This window comes from Achromobacter sp. ES-001 (assembly GCF_019448355.1).
GTDB lineage: Bacteria > Pseudomonadota > Gammaproteobacteria > Burkholderiales > Burkholderiaceae_B > Achromobacter > Achromobacter spanius_B.
Genome location: NZ_CP079940.1, coordinates 555572 through 574281 on the forward strand (window position 1 = coordinate 555572; position 18710 = coordinate 574281).

The 18710-nt window shown below is 65.1% G+C and carries 16 protein-coding genes; 15 read left to right on the forward strand and 1 reads right to left on the reverse strand.

What is annotated here, in order from left to right:
* Positions 1-28: 28 nt before the first annotated feature.
* The 10 genes from siaC (at position 29) to KYT87_RS02440 (ending at position 12425) form a co-directional block, all read left to right on the forward strand.
* Entirely contained in the window at positions 29-406 is a 378-nt protein-coding gene (gene siaC / locus KYT87_RS02395; RefSeq protein WP_104144762.1) for a biofilm regulation phosphoprotein SiaC, read from the forward strand.
* Positions 403-1203 (forward strand): biofilm regulation diguanylate cyclase SiaD, encoded by an 801-nt coding sequence (gene siaD / locus KYT87_RS02400; protein ID WP_104144761.1) that lies wholly within the window; start codon positions 403-405, stop codon positions 1201-1203. The genes siaC and siaD overlap by 4 nt, the downstream gene beginning before the upstream one ends.
* Positions 1204-3819 carry an EAL domain-containing protein gene (locus tag KYT87_RS02405; RefSeq protein WP_046807398.1) on the forward strand — a complete coding sequence of 872 codons (2616 nt, stop codon included), beginning with the start codon at positions 1204-1206 and terminating at the stop codon, positions 3817-3819.
* Positions 3820-4572: 753 nt separating this feature from the next.
* Positions 4573-6924, forward strand: a complete 2352-nt coding sequence (locus tag KYT87_RS02410) for a bifunctional salicylyl-CoA 5-hydroxylase/oxidoreductase (RefSeq protein ID WP_120153697.1) — start codon at positions 4573-4575, stop codon at positions 6922-6924.
* Positions 6921-7712, forward strand: coding sequence for an SDR family NAD(P)-dependent oxidoreductase (locus tag KYT87_RS02415; RefSeq protein ID WP_046806570.1), 792 nt, complete (start codon positions 6921-6923; stop codon positions 7710-7712). The genes KYT87_RS02410 and KYT87_RS02415 overlap by 4 nt, the downstream gene beginning before the upstream one ends.
* A gap of 41 nt (positions 7713-7753) precedes the next feature.
* Positions 7754-8611 (forward strand): enoyl-CoA hydratase family protein, encoded by an 858-nt coding sequence (locus KYT87_RS02420; RefSeq protein WP_046806569.1) that lies wholly within the window; start codon positions 7754-7756, stop codon positions 8609-8611.
* Between the two features lie 2 nt (positions 8612-8613).
* The gene (locus KYT87_RS02425) at positions 8614-9783 is read left to right on the forward strand and encodes an acyl-CoA dehydrogenase family protein (RefSeq protein ID WP_046806576.1); all 1170 of its coding nucleotides are present in this window, start codon (positions 8614-8616) and stop codon (positions 9781-9783) included.
* 72 nt (positions 9784-9855) lie between these two features.
* A complete protein-coding gene (locus KYT87_RS02430; protein WP_046806568.1) occupies positions 9856-11496 on the forward strand; it encodes an AMP-binding protein in 1641 nt (546 codons plus the stop codon).
* Between the two features lie 45 nt (positions 11497-11541).
* The gene (locus tag KYT87_RS02435; RefSeq protein ID WP_046806567.1) at positions 11542-11967 is read left to right on the forward strand and encodes a thioesterase family protein; all 426 of its coding nucleotides are present in this window, start codon (positions 11542-11544) and stop codon (positions 11965-11967) included.
* 50 nt (positions 11968-12017) lie between these two features.
* On the forward strand, positions 12018-12425 hold the full coding sequence (locus KYT87_RS02440; RefSeq protein WP_006217230.1) for a RidA family protein: 408 nt from the start codon (positions 12018-12020) through the stop codon (positions 12423-12425).
* Positions 12426-12476: 51 nt separating this feature from the next.
* Here KYT87_RS02440 and KYT87_RS02445 read toward each other — a convergent pair whose 3' ends face one another.
* On the reverse strand, positions 12477-13463 hold the full coding sequence (locus KYT87_RS02445) for an AraC family transcriptional regulator (RefSeq protein WP_046806566.1): 987 nt from the start codon (positions 13461-13463) through the stop codon (positions 12477-12479).
* Between the two features lie 277 nt (positions 13464-13740).
* Here KYT87_RS02445 and KYT87_RS02450 point away from each other — a divergent pair, with 277 nt between their 5' ends.
* The 5 genes from KYT87_RS02450 to KYT87_RS02470 are packed head-to-tail and all read left to right on the forward strand — an operon-like array spanning position 13741 to position 18704.
* Positions 13741-14919, forward strand: a complete 1179-nt coding sequence (locus tag KYT87_RS02450) for an ABC transporter substrate-binding protein (protein WP_219991642.1) — start codon at positions 13741-13743, stop codon at positions 14917-14919.
* Between the two features lie 55 nt (positions 14920-14974).
* Entirely contained in the window at positions 14975-16219 is a 1245-nt protein-coding gene (locus KYT87_RS02455) for a dienelactone hydrolase family protein (protein WP_046806564.1), read from the forward strand.
* A 9-nt stretch (positions 16220-16228) separates the two neighbouring features.
* Entirely contained in the window at positions 16229-17572 is a 1344-nt protein-coding gene (locus KYT87_RS02460) for an aromatic ring-hydroxylating dioxygenase subunit alpha (protein WP_046806563.1), read from the forward strand.
* The gene (locus KYT87_RS02465; RefSeq protein WP_046806562.1) at positions 17563-18096 is read left to right on the forward strand and encodes an aromatic-ring-hydroxylating dioxygenase subunit beta; all 534 of its coding nucleotides are present in this window, start codon (positions 17563-17565) and stop codon (positions 18094-18096) included. Before KYT87_RS02460 ends, KYT87_RS02465 begins: the two co-directional genes overlap by 10 nt.
* Positions 18096-18704 (forward strand): cysteine hydrolase family protein, encoded by a 609-nt coding sequence (locus KYT87_RS02470; protein WP_219991643.1) that lies wholly within the window; start codon positions 18096-18098, stop codon positions 18702-18704. The genes KYT87_RS02465 and KYT87_RS02470 overlap by 1 nt, the downstream gene beginning before the upstream one ends.
* Positions 18705-18710: the final 6 nt, after the last annotated feature.

Genomic DNA, 18710 nt, shown 5'->3' on the forward strand with positions numbered 1-18710 from the left:
CAGCCAAGAATCATTTTCGGAGTATCTGATGAAAGACCTGAACATTCCCGGGACGCAGTCCACGCCCGCCATCACCGCCGACGCCGCTGCCGGCGTGCTGGCGATGCGCGGCGACTCCTACCCCGAGAATTCGTTTGAATTGTTCGGCCCGGTCATTGAATGGGTCGAAGCCTATCTGCTGGGCACGACGGCCCCGTTGCGCCTGGAACTGGAGCTGCTGTACCTGAACACCAGCAGCATCAAATCCGTCATGGACATCTTCGACCTGCTGGAAGCGGCCCATTGCAAGGGCCAGCCGGTCAGCGTGACCTGGTTCTACGACAAGCGCAACGAGCGCGTCGGCGAGCTGGCCGAGGAATTCAAGGAAGACTGCACCTTTCCGTTTTCGGTGGTTGGCCGCGAATGAAGCCGGGCGCCGCCGAGCTGGATCGCCGCATCGCCGAACTGCTGGCGGACCCTGCCCATACCGGCCACCCGCTGCGCGAGGCGCTTGAAGCGCTGTGGCGGCACACGGCCGAACAGATGGCGCGCATTGAACGCGTGACGCAGCTGTCGGACGCGTACCAATCGATGGCGCACGAGCGCGAGCTGGGCCTGTGCGACCAGTTCGACCGCCAACTGCGCCGATTGACGCGCATTGCCCGCATTTCCGATCACTACCAGAACATGATGCGGGACTTGAACACCGCGCTGGAGGAAACGTCCAGCCGCGATCCGCTGACGGGCCTGCTGAACCGGCGCGCGCTGATGGACATGATCAAGCAGGAAGTGGGCCGCGCCTCGCGCAGCAACGAGAGCTTCGTGGTTGCCATGCTGGATGTGGACCACTTCAAGGCGGTCAACGACCGCTATGGGCACGAAACCGGCGACCGCGCGCTGGTTGAACTGGCCGGGGTGCTGCGCGAAAGCCTGCGCGCCGGTGATCTATGCGGACGTTGGGGTGGCGAAGAATTCCTGGTGATGCTGCCCAACACGCAACCCGAAGCCGCCCAAGGCGTCATGGACAGGCTGGTCGGCGCGGTGCGCGGGCTGGCGGTGGCGGCCGGCGAGCACGACGTATTGAGGCTGACGGTCAGCATCGGCATGGCGCACTACCAATCCGGAGAAACCTTTTCCGAAACGCTAAGCCGAGCGGACCAGGCGCTGTATCTGGCCAAGCAGGACGGACGCGATCGCGTCGCCCTTGGTTTTCCAAAGCGCTGAATGAAACCGGATCTGCTGTTTTCCGGTATGGAGCCCCTTATGCTTGACACTCATCAGGCAAGCGTTTCAAGCGCGGGCCCCCAGGGCGCCGCGTGGCATACCCAGAATTACCTGGCGTCGATGGATCGGGCGCTGTTGCTGTTCGACTTTGACGCTGATGGCGCGCTATTGAAGGCCAACGCCAATTTCCTGGCGGCGGTTGGCTATACCCGCGAAGAGGCGCTGACGCTGCGCCACGACATGCTGTGCGACAGCCTGGACGAAGGCAAGGGCATCGCCAGCGGCGAACGCATCTGGACGCGCTTGCGTCGGGGCGAACATTTTTCCGGCACGTGTCGCTACCGCATGAAAGACGGCGGCAGCCTGTGGATCGAAGCCACGTACCTGCCTTTGCCCGACGAGGACGGCGCCATCACGCGCGTGTCGGTGGTGTCGCGCAAGTCGATTGCCGACGCGGAACGGCAGGAAGAGATTCGCTTGCTGCTGCTGGGCATCAACGAAACGGGCAACGCGGTGGCAGTGTCCGGTTGCGATGGCCGCATCGTCTACGTGAACGACGGCTTTCAGCGCATGCTGGGCTTTGCGCGCGGCGACGCGCTGCATCAGGAACTGGGCGAGTTGCTGGCGGGCGGACGCCCGGACGGCGGCACGCGCGAAGAACTGGACCGCCGCATCGCTTGCCGCGAAGGCTTCCATAAAGACGTGCTGGTCTATGACCGCTGCGGCAAGCCGTTGTGGGTGTCGGTCATGGCCAACTCGGTCTTCGATGACCGTGGCACGCTGGTCAACATCGTGGATGTGCTGACCGACATTACGCCCACCAAGGTGCACGAGGTGCTGCAACGCCGCGTGCTGCAAGCCATGGTGAACGAGGCGTCGGTGGTCGAGGTCATGAACATGGTGTGCCGCGAGGTCGAGCGCCTGGCGCCCGAAGTGGCGGCGACGGTGTTGCGGGTGGACGATACGGGGCATCTGCGCCCGCTGGCGTCTCCCAGCATGCCGGACGCCTACTCCAGCGCGCTGGACGGGGTGAAGATTGGTCCGAATGTGGGCGCCTGCGGCACGTCGGCGTTCCTGGGTCGGCCGGTCATCGTGCCGGACATCGCGACGGACCCGCTGTGGGACGACTACCGCCATCTGCCGCTGCCTGAAGACATCAAGGCATGCTGGTCGTCGCCCATCAAGTCCAGCGATGGCCGGGTGATCGGTACGTTCGGCTTTTACTTCCGCGAACGCCGCCTGCCGGACGATTTTCATCATCGGCTGGTGGATGTGTGTGTGTATCTGTGCGCGCTGGCGCTGGAACGCGAGGAAGCGCGCGCGCGGATTCGTCAGTTGGCGTTCTATGACGAGCTGACGGGCTTGCCGAACCGCAATCTGTTGCTGGCGCAGGCCGAGCAGGCGATTGCGCGGGCGGAGCCGGAACGCAAGCGGGTGGCGGTGTTGTTCCTGGACCTGGATCGGTTCAAGCAGGTGAACGATACGCTGGGACATCCCATCGGCGATGCGTTGCTGCGGGATGTGGCGCAGCGTTTGCGCCGGCTGGCGCGGGCGTCGGACATCGTGGGCCGCTTGTCGGGCGACGAGTTTGTGATGCTGATGCCGGACTTCGAGCATGGCCGTCTGACGGCGGCGGCGGAACATGTCCTGGTGGCGTTGGCCCAGCCGTTTTCGGTGGGCGGCGTGACGTTGAATCCGTCGGTCAGTATCGGGATCAGCGTGTTCCCGGAGAACGGCCGCGATATGGATACGTTGCTGCGCCATGCGGACATGGCGATGTATCAGGCGAAGACGGCGGGGCGGAACCGCATTTCTTTCTTCAGCGCGGAAATGAACCGTCAGGCGCAAGAACGTCTGGCGCTGGAAGCGGCGCTGCGGGATGCGTTGGAAGCGAAGGCGTTGCGGCTGCATTATCAACCGCAGGTGGGGTTGAAGAACGGCAGTCTGTATGGAATTGAGGCGCTGGCGCGATGGCGCCATCCGACGTTGGGCGATATTTCGCCGGCGCGGTTCGTGCCGTTGGCCGAGGAATGCGGGCTGATCGGCGACCTGGGGGACTGGGCGCTGCGCGAGGCGTGTTCGCAGTTGGCGATCTGGCGCAATAACGGTTTGCGGGTGCCGTCGGTGTCGGTGAACTTGTCGGCCACGAATTTCCATAATTTGAATCTGCCCCGGATGATTGCGGCGACGTTGGCGGAATTTGGGCTGGCGCCGGCGGATCTGATGCTTGAGATCACGGAAGGGGTGGTGCTGGATGCCACGGCCGGGACGCTGCGCACGATTGCGGAGCTGCATCGCCTGGGGGTGCGGCTGTCGATGGATGACTTCGGAACCGGGTATTCCAGCCTGGGGCACTTGCGGCGACTGATCGTCGATGAGCTGAAACTGGATCGCAGCTTTGTGCAGGGGCTGGAAAGCGATGATGCGGCGCGGGCGTTGACCAGTGCGGTGATACGGATTGGTGAAAGCTTGAGCCTGCCTGTGGTGGCTGAAGGCGTCGAGAATGAAGAGCAGCGACGGTTTTTGATCGAGCAGGGGTGTGCGGCGGGGCAGGGGTTTTTGTTTTCGCCGCCGTTGCCGGCGGGGGAGTTGGAGGAGTGGTTGCGGGGGAGGTAGGTGGCTGTTTTGGGTTGGCGTTCTAGGGGCGGGTGTTGGGTTCTTTTGACGCCCGGCGCGGCGACGGCACGGGGCGGCGGGTCAACGATTGCGGTCCGGAGCCTTCGCTCCGGACTGCCCCGTCGTCATCCTCGTTGTCGCCTGCGGCGACTGCCTTCGGATTCCCTCGGGCTTATCGACTCCCCACCGCCCCGTGCCGCCGCCGCGCCGGGCTGCGATCGGGCATTGTGATCGGTCGCTGGGGCGGGTGGGGTTCTTGAGGGTTTAGCCACGGGTGGGGTGGGGCGGAAGGTCTTGCGGGGCCCGCCCCAGGCCGGCCGCGCGGGCGGCCTTTTGGGGCTTACGCGCTTTTGTGCGTCGGTGGGGGGCGCTCTCGCGCTTTTCGGGGCGGGTCTTGCGTGCGTTGGCGCGCTGGCGCTGGCTCTGGCTCTCGTTCTCTGCTTCTCTCCCCTGCCTCTCTCCCCTGCCTCTCTCCCCTGCTTCTCTTCCCTGCTTCTATTCCTTTCTTTCAATTTGCCTTGCTGGCTCCGCGCGGCGGGTGCGGCACTATTTTGTGGTCCGTGCGGTTTGTCTTTTTTGCGGTGACGTTCGTTGCCGTGTCCCTTTTTTATGGTTTTCCTAATAGCTTTCCCGCATTTGCGCACCCCTCACTTCAGGTATATATTTCAAGCCTAAACTATCCAGACCTAAATATCCGCGGCGCCCCGCTCCGATACACGAGCGACTGTCGCGTACCTCGGAGCGTATACGGCAATGAAAATAGTCTGCATCGGCGGCGGTCCCGCCGGCCTGTATTTTGGTCTGCTCATGAAGTTGCAGAACCCCGCGAACGAAGTGACGGTCATCGAACGTAATCGTCCGTATGACACCTTTGGATGGGGCGTGGTGTTTTCGGATGCCACCATGCAGAACTTGCGTGAAGCCGATCCCGTGTCCGCTCAGACCATTGGCGATGCGTTCAACCATTGGGATGACATCGACATCCATTTCAAGGGCCGCAGCATCCGCAGCAGCGGGCACGGTTTTATCGGGATTGGGCGCAAGAAGCTGTTGAACATCTTGCAGGCGCGTTGCGAGGATGTGGGCGTGAAGCTGGTGTTCGAGAACTTTGTTCAGGACGATCAGGCCATTGCCCGCGAGTACGACGCGGACCTGGTGATTGCGTCGGACGGCATCAACAGCCAGATCCGTACGCGTTACGCGGATACGTTCCACCCGGATATTGACCAGCGCCGTTGCCGCTTTGTGTGGCTGGGCACGAAGAAGGTGTTTGATGCGTTCACGTTTGCGTTCGTGCAGACGGAACACGGCTGGTTCCAGGCGCATGCCTATCGTTACGAAGATGGCATGTCGACGTTTATTGTCGAGACGCCTGAAGAGACGTGGCAGGCGGCGGGCATTGAGCAGATGAGCCAGGAAGAGGGCATTGCGTACTGCGAAAAGCTGTTTGCGCCCTGGCTGGATGGCAATGCGCTGATCAGCAATGCGTCGCACCTGCGCGGCTCGGCGATCTGGATACGTTTCCCGCGGGTGATCTGCAACACCTGGGTGCACTGGAATACGCTGGAGACGGCGCGCGGTCAGCGTCGGGTGCCGGTGGTGCTGATGGGCGATGCGGCGCACACGGCGCACTTTTCCATTGGCTCGGGCACCAAGCTGGCGCTTGAGGATTCCATCGAGCTGGCGCGCTGCCTGAGCGGCGCCGAGGGCAGCGTCGAGGCGGGGCTGAAGCACTATGAAGAGGTGCGCAGCGTCGAGGTGCTGAAGATTCAGAACGCGGCGCGCAATTCCACCGAGTGGTTCGAGAACGTTGAGCGTTACGCGGAACTGGAGCCGGAGCAATTTGCGTATTCGTTGCTGACGCGTTCGCAGCGCATCTCGCATGAAAACCTGCGCTTGCGTGATCCGGCGTGGTTGGAAGGGTTTGAGCGCTGGATTGCGGAACGTGCCGGTGCGCCGGCGGCGCCGGGTCAGCGTCCGGCCATTCCGATGCTGACGCCGTATCAGGTGCGCGGCGTGCGCTTGAAGAATCGCATTCTGGTGTCGCCGATGGCGATGTATTCGTGCACGGACGGCGTGCCGGGTGATTTTCATCTGGTGCACCTGGGGGCGCGCGCCATGGGCGGCGCGGGGCTGGTCATGGTTGAGATGACCTGCGTGTCGCCGGATGGGCGCATCACGCCGGGGTGCCCGGGCCTGTGGAACGACGAGCAGACGCAGGCGTTCAAGCGCATTGTGGATTTCGTGCATGGCAATAGCGATGCGCGGATCGGTGTGCAGCTGGGCCATGCGGGCCGCAAGGGGTCAACGCAGCTGGGCTGGCAGAAGATCGATCACCCGTTGGCGGAAGGGAATTGGCCGTTGCTGTCGGCCTCGGCGCTGCCGTACATCGAAGGGGTGTCGCAGACGCCGCGCGCGATGACGCGTGCCGACATGGACGATGCGCGCGACAACTTTGTGGCGGCGGCTCGCCGCGCGCAAGCGGCCGGTTTCGATTGGCTGGAGCTGCACTGCGCGCACGGCTACCTGCTGTCCAGTTTCATTTCACCGCTGACGAACCATCGGGACGACGAGTACGGCGGCAGCCTGGAAAACCGCTTGCGCTTCCCGTTGGAGGTCTTCAAGGCGGTGCGCGAGGTGTGGCCGCAGGACAAGCCGATGTCGGTGCGCATTTCGGCCAGCGATTGGGTGGAAGGCGGCATCACGGCCGACGACGCGGTGGAGATCGCGCGCCACTTCAAGGCGGCGGGCGCCGACATGATCGACTGCTCGTCGGGTCAGGTCAGCAAGGAAGAGAAGCCGGTTTACGGCCGCATGTTCCAGACGCCGTTCGCGGACCGCGTGCGCAACGAGGCGGGCATTCCCACCATCGCGGTGGGCGCCATTTTCGAAGCGGACCATGCCAACGGCATCATCGCCTCGGGCCGGGCGGACCTGTGTGCACTGGCGCGTCCCCATCTGGCCGATGCCTCGTGGACGCTGCGTGAAGCGGCGCGCGTCGGCTACCGCGATGTGGCCTGGCCCAGCCAGTACTTTGCAGGCAAGCGCCAGCTGGAAACCAACTTCGAACGCGCTGCCGCGATGGCGCAACTGGATATCAAATGACAAGTCTTGCGCAACCGCTGGCGGGGCGCCACGCCTTGGTGACGGGGGGCGCGCGCGGCATCGGGCTGGCCAGCGCGCGTGCGCTGCTGGCGCGTGGCGCGCGCGTGACGCTGCTGGGCCGTGATGGCGCGGCGCTGGAAGCGGCCACGGATAGCCTGGCCGCGTTGGGGCAGGTGCAGTCCGTCAGCGCCGACATCGCGGACGAAGCGTCGGTACGCGCCGCGTTTGCACAGGCAGAAGCAGAATTCGGCCCGGTGCTGGTGTTGGTGAACAACGCGGGCCAGGCAGTCAGCCAGCGCTTTGACCGCACCGACGCCGCGCTGTGGCACCAGATGATCGCGGTGAACCTGACCGGCACGTTTCACTGCATCCAGGCTGCGTTGCCCGGCATGCTGCAAGAAAAATGGGGCCGCGTTATCAACGTGGCCAGCACGGCGGGCCTGATCGGCTATGGGTATGTCAGTGCTTACTGCGCCGCCAAGCATGGCGTGATCGGGCTGACCCGTTCACTGGCGCTGGAAACCGCGCAGAAGGGCGTCACCGTGAACGCGGTGTGCCCGGGCTACACCGAGACCGACATCGTGCGCGGCGCGGTGGCCAATATCGTCGACAAGACCGGCATGACGCCGGACGCCGCTCGCGCCAAACTGGCCGAACGCAACCCGCAGGGCCGCCTGGTGCAGCCCGAGGAAGTGGCCGAAACGGTGGCATGGCTGGCGTTGCCGGCCTCTGCCTCGGTCAACGGGCAGGCGATCGCCGTGGACGGCGGCGAAGTGATGACCGGCTAGGCCGGCGCCCCATCAACCCCTGGATAACGAACGGAGACACCATGAGCAAGCAGTCCGAAGAGCACACCATGAAGCACCACAAGCGTCCGCTGGCCGGCTATCAGGCGCAGACGTTTCTGTGGGAGGTGTCGGCCGACGGCAAGATCGGCACGGTCACGCTGAACCGGCCCGAACGCAAGAACCCGTTGACGTTCGATTCGTACGCCGAACTGCGCGACCTGTTCCGTTCGCTGGTGTATGCCACCGACGTGAAGGTCGTGGTGGTGACGGGCGCGGGCGGCAACTTCTGCTCGGGTGGCGATGTGCACGAGATTATCGGGCCGCTGACAAAGATGAGCATGCCCGAGCTGCTGGACTTCACCCGCATGACGGGCGACCTGGTCAAGGCGATGCGCGCCTGCCCGCAGCCCATCGTGGCGGCGGTGGATGGCGTGTGCGCGGGTGCGGGCGCCATGGTGGCGCTGGCCGCCGATATGCGTTTGGGCACGCCGGCCGCGCGCACAGCGTTCCTGTTCACCCGCGTGGGTTTGGCGGGCGCCGACATGGGCGCGTGCACCTTGCTGCCGCGCATGATCGGCCAGGGCCGCGCATCCGAATTGCTGTACACCGGCCGCGCCATGACGGCGGACGAAGGCGCCAGCTGGGGTTTCTTTAACGCGCTGCATGATTCGGCCAAGCTGGCCGAAGCCGCGCAGACGCTGGCCGCGCAACTGGCCGCCGGCCCGACGTTCGCGCATGGCGTCACCAAGAAGTTGCTGCATCAGGAATGGAACATGGGTGTGGACGAGGCCATCGAGGCTGAAGCCGAGGCCCAGGCCATCTGCATGCAGACGCGCGACTTCCATCGCGCCTACGAGGCCTTCGTGGCCAAGCAAAAGCCGGTCTTCGAGGGGAACTGATGATGCGTGACGCAAGCTGGCTGGACTGGCCTTTTTTTGACGATGCGCACCGCAAGCTGGCGCACGAGGTGGACGCCTGGTGCGAGGCGTCGCTGGGCGACGTTGATCATCACGACGCGGACGCCGCGTGCAAGAAGCTGGTCAAGGCCATGGGCCAGGCCGGCTGGTTGCGCTACGCGGTGGCGGGCGGCCCGGGCGGTGCCTGGGGCGGCGCGCTGCCGGAAGTCGATTCGCGCGCCGTGTGCATCCTGCGCGAAACGTTTGCGCGCCACGAAGGCTTGGCGGATTTTGCCTTTGCGATGCAAGGGCTGGGCAGCGGCGCCATCTCGTTGATGGGCTCGGACGAATTGCGCCAACGCTACCTGCCGCGCGTGGCGCGGGGCGAAGCCATTGCCGCCTTTGCGCTGTCGGAACCCGATGCCGGTTCCGACGTGGCCGCGCTGGCCTGCGAAGCCAGGCAGGAAGGCGACCACTACGTACTGAACGGCACCAAGACGTGGATCTCGAACGGCGGCATCGCGGATTTCTACGTGGTGTTTGCCCGCACCGGCGAGGCGCCGGGCGCGCGCGGCATCAGTGCCTTTGTGGTGGATGCCGACACACCGGGGTTTGACGTCAGCGAACGCATCGAACTGATCGCGCCGCACCCGCTGGCCACGATCACGTTCGACAACTGCCGCGTGCCGGCCTCGCATCGTTTGGGCGATGCGGGCCAGGGCTTCAAGCTGGCCATGATGACGCTGGATATTTTTCGCGCCTCGGTGGCGGCGGCGGCGCTGGGGTTTGCGCGCCGCGCGCTGGACGAAGGCCTGGCGCGCGCCAAGTCGCGCCGCATGTTCGGCCAGACGCTGGCCGACCTGCAACTGACGCAAGCCGCGCTGGGCGACATGGCGACCGCCATCGACGCCTCGGCGTTGCTGACGTATCGCGCCGCGTGGATGCGCGACGTGCAAAAGCTGCGCACCACGCGCGAAGCCGCGATGGCCAAGATGACGGCCACGGAATCGGCGCAGACCGTGATCGACCGCGCCTTGCAGATGTTTGGCGGCGCGGGCGTGGTATCGGGGATGCCGGTGGAGAAGCTTTACAGGGAAATCAGAGCGCTGCGTATTTACGAAGGCGCCACCGAAGTGCAGAAGTTGATCATTGCCCGTGAATTGTTGAAGTCGTAAGGGGCCATCGAGCCCTCGCCTTCCAGCAAGAAAAAACCACACCGCACCGCATCGCACATCAAGGGGAATTTCATGGAAGTATCCGCCCACATCGACACCTTTGCCCGGGACAATCTACCCCCGGGCGATCAATGGCCCGAGTTCCTGCTTGATGGCCCCGACGTGGCCTACCCCAAGCGGTTCAATTGCGCTGTTGAACTGGTGGATGCCATGGCCGATCGCGGCTTTGGCGATCGCGTTGCGCTGCGCTGGCGCGACGGCGACAAGCAAGCCACGATGAGCTATCGCGAGCTGGCCGCGCTGACCAACCGCATTGCGCGCGTGCTGACCGAGGACATGGGCCTCGCGCCCGGCAACCGTCTGCTGCTGCGCGGCCCGAACAACCCGATGATGGCGGCGGCCTGGCTGGCCGCGATCAAGGCGGGGCTGGTGACGGTGCCGACGATGCCGCTGCTGCGCGCCAAGGAACTCAAGCAGATCATCGAAAAGGCGCAGATCCAGGCGGTGCTGTGCGATGCACGCCTGAAGGAAGAAGCGCAGTTCTGCGCGCAGCCCGACCACGAGCATCATTGCCCGCAGCTGACGCAGGTCATGTTTTTCAATGACGCCGCGCCCGATGCGCTGGACGCGCTGGCCGCCACCAAGCCCGACGATTTCACCGCTTGCGATACCGCCGCCGACGACGTGTGCCTGATCGCCTTTACCAGCGGCACCACGGGCTCGCCCAAGGGCTGCATGCACTTTCATCGCGACGTGCTGGCGATGTGCGACCTGTTCCCCAAGCATGTGATCAAGCCTGGCCCCGACGATATCTTCTGCGGCACGCCGCCGCTGGCCTTCACGTTTGGCCTGGGCGGGCTGCTGTGCTTTCCCCTGCGCGTGGGCGCCAGCACGGTGCTGGCGGAAAAGCTGTCGCCGGAAAGCCTGCTTGAGCTGATCCAGGACTTCCGCGCCACCATCGTTTTCACCGCGCCCACGTTCTACCGCCAGATGGCCGCGCTGGTCGGCAAGTTTGATTTGTCGTCGCTGAAGAAAAGCGTGTCGGCGGGCGAAGCGTTGCCGGACGCCACGCGTCAGTTGTGGAAGCAGGCCAGCGGCATCGAAATGATCGATGGCATCGGCGGCACCGAAATGATCCATGTGTTCGTGTCCAGCCCGCCCGAGGCCGTCAAGCGCGGCGCCATCGGCAAGGTGGTGCCGGGCTATGTGGCGCAAGTGGTGGACGACGATATGAAGCCGGTGCCCAACGGCACGGTCGGCCGACTGGCCATCAAAGGCCCCACCGGCTGCCGCTACCTGGCCGACGAGCGCCAGCGCCGGTTTGTACAGCAGGGCTGGAATCTGCCGGGCGACACCTTCATGCAGGACGATGACGGCTATCTGTACTATCAGGCGCGCAACGACGACATGATTGTCTCGGCCGGCTACAACATCGCCGGGCCGGAAGTGGAAGACGCGCTGCTGCGCCACGAAGCCGTGGCCGAGTGCGGCGTGGTCGGCGCGCAGGACGACGAGCGCGGCCAGTTGGTCAAGGCGTTTGTGGTGCTCAAGCCCGGCTACACGGCCAGCGATGCGTTGGTGGCCGACATGCAGGCGTTCGTAAAGGCCAGCATCGCCCCGTACAAATATCCGCGCGCCATTGAATTCGTGGCCGCATTGCCCCGTACCGAAACCGGCAAGCTGCAACGCTTCGCGCTGCGCAAGATGGCTTGAACGCGAAGTCGGGAAATCAGGAAATCAGAAACTCAGGAACTCATCATGGCCGCAGCATTCACCAGCCAGGTAGAAGTCCGCTTTCGTCATTGCGACCCGGCGGGCATTGTGTTCTACCCCCGCTATTTCGAAATGATCAATGACTTTGTCGAAGAATGGTTCGACAAGGGCATGGGCCTGCCTTTCCATGCCCTGCATGTGGACCGGCATATCGGCACGCCCATGGCGTCGGTGACGTGCGATTTCAGCGCGCCCAGCCGCTGGCATGAACGCCTGCGCCAAACGCTTGAAGTCCAGCGTATCGGCGGCGCGTCGTTCAAGGCGCTGGTGCGCTTTGAAGGGCCGGACGGACAGTTGCGCTTGTCGGCCACGCTGACGATCGTGACGGTGGATTTACGGACGATGAAGTCCATGCCCATGCCTGCGGACCTGCGGGAACGCATGCAGGCTTATCTGGTTCCCGCGGCCTGACGCCGCGAGACCACCCAGTCGTTTGTTTTTTATAAATAGGATGAGACGTTATGAAGATTCTGCAACCGCCGGATTGGATGGCGCCCCGGGGCTATTCGAATGGTGTGCTTACCGAAATGACGGTGGGCAGCAAGCTCGTGTTCGTGGGCGGGCAGGTGGGGTGGAATGGGCAGCAGCAATTCGAATCGGATGATCTGGCGGACCAGGTCCGCCAGACGCTGTCGAACATTGTCGCCATCCTGGCCGAAGGCGGCGCCAAGCCCGAACACATCGTGCGCATGACGTGGTACGTCACCGACAAGGAGGCCTATGTGGCGGCGTATCCGGCCATCGGCAAGCACTACCGCGAGTTCATCGGCCGGCACTTTCCGGCGATGACGGCGGTGGAAGTGGCGGACCTGGTCGAGGACCGCGCCAAGGTTGAAATCGAAGTGACGGCGGTGGTGCCCGCCGCCTGAGCCGGGGCCAAGGGCGGCTTGATTCCGGGGGCTATGCCCCCGGGCCGCGTTCTACCCTTGCCCACGCCGCGTCTCGCGCGGCAGTTCGCCAAACCGTTCCCGGTAATACTCCGAGAACCTGCCCAAGTGCCCAAAGCCCACGCCCAGCGCCACGTCGGTGACGCTGGCGTGGGCGTCTGTCTTGAGCTTTTGTCGCGCCGTGTCCAGCCGCAACGCGCGCAGCGCAATCATGGGCGTGGTATCCCGGTGTTCCTGAAACAAGCGGGTCAGCGCGGTGGCGCTGGCGCCGGCGTGGCGGGCGATGTCGGTCAAGGTCAGCGGGGCCGACAGGTGCTCGCGCATATACGATTCCGCCAGCGTCAGGCGGCGCGGCAAGCGGGGCGACTGGCCCGCGTGCGACTGCCAGCTATTGGGCTGGTTGTACAGCAGGTGCAGCACCAGCGTGTCTTCCAGGTGTTCCAGCCATGCCGAGGGCGGGCGCAGGGCGCCGTCATCCAGCGTGGGCAGCAGGTGAATCATGCTGGTGACCATGCTGCGCCAGGCCGCGCCCACGGGGTTGTCCAGGCGCAGCGCGGGGCTGAAGTCCAGCGGCAGGGTGGCGGCCTCGCCAAAGGCGCGGCGGCCGATGGCTTCGAGCTTGCCGCGTGGAATTTTCAACAGCAGCTGTTCGCAGCCGGCCTCCCAGTGCAGCCGCAGCGGGCGATTCGGCGCGATGACGGCGGCGCAATCGGGGTGGGCGTCCACGCAGTCGTCGCCGCATTCAATGCGCGCGCGGCCCCGCAGCGGCACCTGCACCAGCATGAAATCCTGCAAGCGGTCGGGCTCAATATGCACTTCGGCCCCGTAGCGCAACGTACAGACCGTCAGCGCGCCAAACCGGCCCCGGTTCAGCTCGGCGTCCACGCGGCCGCCCTTCCAGGTCAGCCGGTGTTCCTTCAGCGCTTCGGACACGCGCGTGCGTGTCTCGTCCTGTTGCGTGGAGCTGAACACGCGGCGCTTGAATAGCGGCGCAAGTTCTCGTCGTGACCAGCCGTGCATGGAAGCCTCCGGAACGGGAACGCTCCCGTATCTGGGGCCAGAATAAATTAATCGTCCAGGGTTTGGAATTAAGTGAATCCCGGATAAGGCTGGGCGGAAACGGATAGAGCGGCGCGCCCGGGCGGCATACGCTAGCCCAAGCTCTCTTGCGGGTATTGGAGGGCGTCGTCACGGCGCGTAAGCTTGGCGACTTCGATCGGCGGCATGCGTGTACCGACGGCAGACGGGATCTGTCAGCTTTGCGCCAGCGTGGCTGGCGGCGAAAACGGGGTAGCCCATGATTCAACATCTTTGGAGCCGGCGCGCGCTGGCGGCGCTGGTCTGTATGTCCGCCATGGCAAGCGCCGGGGCGGCCGACAAGGTCAAGGTGGGGTTGCTGACGACGTTGTCCGGGCCAGGGTCGGCGCTGGGCAATGAGATCCGCGACGGCTTCAATCTGGCGCTGCAACATACCGGTGGCAAGCTGGGCGGCCTGCCTGCCGAAGTCATCGTGGCCGATGACCAGCAGAAGGCGGACGCGGGCCGCCAGGCGGTGGAACGCCTGCTCAAGCGCGACCGCGTGGATGTCATGACGGGCATCGTGTTCTCGAACGTGCTGCTGCCGGTGATGCCCGCCATCTTGCAATCGAACACGGTGTACCTCAGCACCAACACGGGCCCCGAGAACTACGCGGGCGCCGGCTGCAACCCCAACTTCTTCGCGGTGGCCTGGCAGAACGAGGACATCCCCGCCGCCATGGGCAAGTACGCCATGGACCAGGGCTACAAGCGCGTGGCGCTGATTGCGCCCGACTACCCGGGTGGCCGCGAATCGCTCAACGGCTTCAAGCGTCTGTACAAGGGCGGGCTGTCCGAGGAGATCTACACGCAGCTGGGCCAATTGGACTACGGCGTAGAGATTACCCGGCTGCGCGCCAGCAAGCCCGACGCGGTGTTTTTCTTTTTGCCCGGCGGCATGGGCGTGAACTTCATCAAGCAATTCAACGGCGCGGGCCTGTCCAAGGACATCGCGCTATTGGCCCCCGGTTTCTCGGGTGACGAAGACACCATCGCGGCGGTGGGCGCGCCGATTGCGGGCATGCGCAACACGTCGCAGTGGGCCGCCGACCTGGACAACCCGGCCAACCACAAATTCGTCGAAGACTTCAAGAAGACCTACAAGCGCACGCCCACGCTGTATGCCTCGCAGGGCTATGACGCGGCCATGCTGCTGGACAGCGCCGTGCGGCAAACGGGCGGCAAGCTGGACGCCGACGCGCTGCGCCCGGCGCTGCGGCGCGCGGATTTCAAATCGGTGCGGGGCGACTTCAAGTTCAACCGCAACCAATACCCCATCCAGAACTACTACCTGCGCGTCGTTGAGGCGGGCGCGGACGGCAAGCTGGCCAACAAGCTGTCGGGCACGGTGCTGACGCAGTACCAGGACCCGTTCGCCGCCGCCTGCCAGATGAAATAGGCGCCGGCCGCCACGGCAATCGCGCCGCGGGCACGTTGCAACACAGGAGAACCGCATGACCCCATCCATCACGACGCGCGAGGTGACCGTTCCCTCGCACGACGGCAAGACCTTCAGCGCCTATCTGGCCGTGCCCGCCTCGGGCCATGGCCCGGGGCTGGTGCTGTGCCAGGAAATCTTCGGCGTGAACGACTTCATGCGCCGCGCCGCGCAGCTGCTGGCCGAAGAGGGCTACGTCGTGCTGGTGCCCGACCTGTTCTGGCGCCAGCAACCCGGCATTGAACTGACCGACGGCCCGGCCGACATGCCGCGCGCGTTCGAGCTGTATCAGGGCTTTGACGTCGAGCAGGGCTTAAAGGACATTGCCGCCACCATCACCCTGCTGCGCGACTTGCCCGAGCAGCAGGGCGGCGTCGGCGTATTGGGCTATTGCCTGGGCGGCAAGCTGGCCTATCTGGCCGCCTGCCGCACCGATGTGGACGTGGCCGTGGGGTATTACGGCGTGGGCATCGAAGACAGCCTGGACGAAGCCGCCAACCTGCGCGGCCGCCTGGTGCTGCACATTGCCGAGCAGGACGGTTTCTGTCCGCCCGCCGCGCGCCAGCGCATCCTGGACGCGCTGGGGGGCAAGCCCGGCGTCGAGCTGTACGTGTACCCGGGCATGGACCACGCTTTTGCGCGCACGGGCGGCGATCACTACGACAAGCCCGCCGCGTTGATGGCGCACCAGCGCAGCATGGCCGCGCTGCAACGCGCCATCGGCCCCGAGTTCGATTATTCGTACTTGTGGGACAAGCACTGCGAATACGAATTCGGCACGCGCGACGTGGCCGCCACGATGGCGACGATGGTGGCCGAACCCTACGTGAACCACATCCCCACCATGACGGGCGGCGTGGGCCACAAGGAACTGTCACGTTTCTACCAGCACCATTTCGTCAACGGCAACCCGCCCGACACGCGCCTGATTCCGCTGTCGCGTACCGTGGGCGCCACCCAGATCGTGGACGAACTGCTGTTCTGCTTCACGCACACCACCGAGATCGACTGGATGCTGCCCGGCGTGCCGCCCACCGGCCGCACCGTGGAAATTCCGCTGCTTGCCGTGGTGAAGTTCCGGGGCGACAAGCTCTATCACGAGCACATCTATTGGGACCAGGCCAGCGTGCTGGTGCAGGTGGGCCTGCTGGACCCCACCGGCTTGCCGGTGGCGGGCCGCGAGACCGCCGCCAAGTTGCTGGATGAAACCCTGCCGTCCAACACGCTGATGGCGCGTTGGAAAGACAGCGAGAACAAGTAGGAGCGCCTGATGTCTTACACCGACCAACAACTGTCCGAGATGGTGCGCGGCGACAGCGTGCACCGAGGCGTCTACACCGATCCGGCCATCTTCGACCTGGAGATGCAACGCATCTACGGCCGCGCCTGGATCTACGTGGGCCATGAAAGCCAGGTGCCCAAGACGGGCGACTATCACACCACCCGCGTGGGCGACCAGGACGTGCTGATGGTGCGCGCGTCCGATGGCCGCGTGCACGTGCTGTACAACCGCTGCCCGCACAAGGGCGCCAAGGTGGTGGCGGACGGCGAGGGCTGCGTGGGCAAGTTCTTCCGCTGCCCATACCACGCCTGGACGTTCAAGCTGGACGGCAGCCATCTGGGCGTGCCGCTCAAGCAGGGCCTGGAAGGTACGTCGTATGACCCCACCGACCCGGCGTTCTCGATGCGCCGCCTGGCGCGCGTGGAAAGCTATCGCGGCTTCGTGTTCGCCAGCCAGGCCAAGGAAGGCCCGGCGCTGGTCGACTTCCTGGGCGGCGTGCGCTCGTCCATCGACAACCTGTGCGACCGCTCGCCGGTGGGCGAGGTGGAAGTGGCCGGCGGCATTTTCCGCGTGATGCAGCGGTCGAACTGGAAGGTGTTCTACGAAAACCTGCATGACACCATGCACGCCCGCGTCACGCACGAATCGTCCTACGCCGCCGCGCGCGACGAGGCCAAGGAAATGGGCGAAATGCCGCTTGAGCTGCACATCATGGACGGCAACGGCGAGCCCTACGAATTCTGGGAAAAGCTGGAGCTGCGCGCCTACGACAACGGCCACGGCTATATGGAAGGCATCTTCAACCCCGGCGCCGCCGAACGCGACCCGGTATCGCGCGCGCACTTCGACACCCTGAGCGCCGCGTATGGTGAAGACCGCGCGCGTGAAATCCTGGGCATGAACCGCCACAACACCGTCATCTACGGCAGCGGCTCGCCTCACACGGTGTTTCAGCAATTTCGCGTGATCCGTCCCATCGCCGTGGACCGCACGCTGATCGAAATCCAGACGTTCCGCTGCAAGGGCGCGCCCGACGGCGTCTTCAAGCGCGCGATGCTGTACGCCAACGTCATCAATTCGCCGTCGTCCAACGTCATGCCCGACGACATCGAGCTCTACAACCGCTGTCAGGAAGGCAACGCCACGCGCGGCGGCGAATGGGTCAGCATGCACCGCTATCACGGTAGCGACCGCAGCGACGCGGACGGCATGGTGTCCGTCAACGGCACCAGCGAACTGCCCATGCGCAACCAGTTCCGCGCGTGGAAGACCTACATGGAAGCCGGCGCGGCGTCGCACGCGCCCGCCACGGGAGAAGGCGCATGCTGCTAGACCTGGATTTCGATGTCGGCACGGCCGACCTGTCGCCCGCCGAGGTGCCCGCCGATGCGTATCACCGCATCGCGCAGTTCCTGTATCGCGAGGCCCGGCTGCTGGACGAGCGCCGCTACGACGACTGGCAGGCGCTGTGGACGCAGGACGGCATGTACTGGATGCCGCGCGTGCACGGGCAGCAAAGCCCGTACGACCATATCTCGCTGTTCTGGGAAGACCGCATGCTGCGCGACGTGCGCATCCGGCGGCTGGAGCATCCGCGCAACTGGTCGCAGCAGCCGCCCACGCGCAGCGTGCGGCTGGTGGGCGGGGTGCAGGTGGAAGGCGTGGACGCGGGCGGCAACCTGGTGGTGCATTCCGCGTTCCAGATGACCGAATGGCGCAAGCGCCAGCCGCGCCAGCTGGCGGGCCGCTACACGCACAAGCTGGCCGCCGAAGGCGACAGCTGGCGCATCCGCATGAAGCGCGTGGACCTGGTCAATTGCGACGACGTGCACGATGTGTTCGAGGTGTTCGTGTGATGTTGGCGGAGACCGCGGTGCTGGCGCTGCACTACCAGAACGACGTGCTGCATCCCGACGGCAAGATCCGCGTCGGGCTGGATGCGGACAACGGCGCGCGCCAGCGCCTGCTCGATAACGCGGCGGCGCTGCTGGACGGTGCGCGCGCGCGATCGTTGCCCATCGTGCACGTGCGCATTGCGTTTCGTCCGGACTACGCCGACCTGCTGCCCAACTGCGCCATCTTTCGCAACGTGGCGTCCATTGGCGCGGTGCCAGAGGGCCAGTGGGGCAGCGAGTTCTACGACGGGCTGCAACCCGTGGCGGCAAGCCCGCGCGAGTTCGTGGTGAAGCACACCCGCATCAGCGCCTTCTACGGCACGCCGCTAGAGGAAACGCTGCGCGTGATCGGCGCGCGCCGGCTGGTGGTGGCCGGCGTGGCCACGCATTCGGTGGTGGAAGGCACGGTGCGCCACGCCGCCGATATTGGTTTTGAGGTGATGGTGGCCGAGGACGCGTGCGCGTCCGCCGACCTGTCCGTGCATGAGGCCTCGCTGGCCAGCATGCGGCTGATTGCGCAAACGGGTTCGGTGGCGCAAGCGATGCGCTGGGCAGCCGCGCCGCATTGATCAAGG

Coding starts and splice junctions, on each gene's coding strand:
- siaC (WP_104144762.1), top strand. CDS start 29: ATGAAAGACCTGAACATTCCCGGGACGCAGTCCACGCCCGCCATCACC.
- siaD (WP_104144761.1), top strand. CDS start 403: ATGAAGCCGGGCGCCGCCGAGCTGGATCGCCGCATCGCCGAACTGCTG.
- KYT87_RS02405 (WP_046807398.1), top strand. CDS start 1,204: ATGAAACCGGATCTGCTGTTTTCCGGTATGGAGCCCCTTATGCTTGAC.
- KYT87_RS02410 (WP_120153697.1), top strand. CDS start 4,573: ATGAAAATAGTCTGCATCGGCGGCGGTCCCGCCGGCCTGTATTTTGGT.
- KYT87_RS02415 (WP_046806570.1), top strand. CDS start 6,921: ATGACAAGTCTTGCGCAACCGCTGGCGGGGCGCCACGCCTTGGTGACG.
- KYT87_RS02420 (WP_046806569.1), top strand. CDS start 7,754: ATGAGCAAGCAGTCCGAAGAGCACACCATGAAGCACCACAAGCGTCCG.
- KYT87_RS02425 (WP_046806576.1), top strand. CDS start 8,614: ATGCGTGACGCAAGCTGGCTGGACTGGCCTTTTTTTGACGATGCGCAC.
- KYT87_RS02430 (WP_046806568.1), top strand. CDS start 9,856: ATGGAAGTATCCGCCCACATCGACACCTTTGCCCGGGACAATCTACCC.
- KYT87_RS02435 (WP_046806567.1), top strand. CDS start 11,542: ATGGCCGCAGCATTCACCAGCCAGGTAGAAGTCCGCTTTCGTCATTGC.
- KYT87_RS02440 (WP_006217230.1), top strand. CDS start 12,018: ATGAAGATTCTGCAACCGCCGGATTGGATGGCGCCCCGGGGCTATTCG.
- KYT87_RS02445 (WP_046806566.1), bottom strand. CDS start 13,463: ATGCACGGCTGGTCACGACGAGAACTTGCGCCGCTATTCAAGCGCCGC.
- KYT87_RS02450 (WP_219991642.1), top strand. CDS start 13,741: ATGATTCAACATCTTTGGAGCCGGCGCGCGCTGGCGGCGCTGGTCTGT.
- KYT87_RS02455 (WP_046806564.1), top strand. CDS start 14,975: ATGACCCCATCCATCACGACGCGCGAGGTGACCGTTCCCTCGCACGAC.
- KYT87_RS02460 (WP_046806563.1), top strand. CDS start 16,229: ATGTCTTACACCGACCAACAACTGTCCGAGATGGTGCGCGGCGACAGC.
- KYT87_RS02465 (WP_046806562.1), top strand. CDS start 17,563: ATGCTGCTAGACCTGGATTTCGATGTCGGCACGGCCGACCTGTCGCCC.
- KYT87_RS02470 (WP_219991643.1), top strand. CDS start 18,096: ATGTTGGCGGAGACCGCGGTGCTGGCGCTGCACTACCAGAACGACGTG.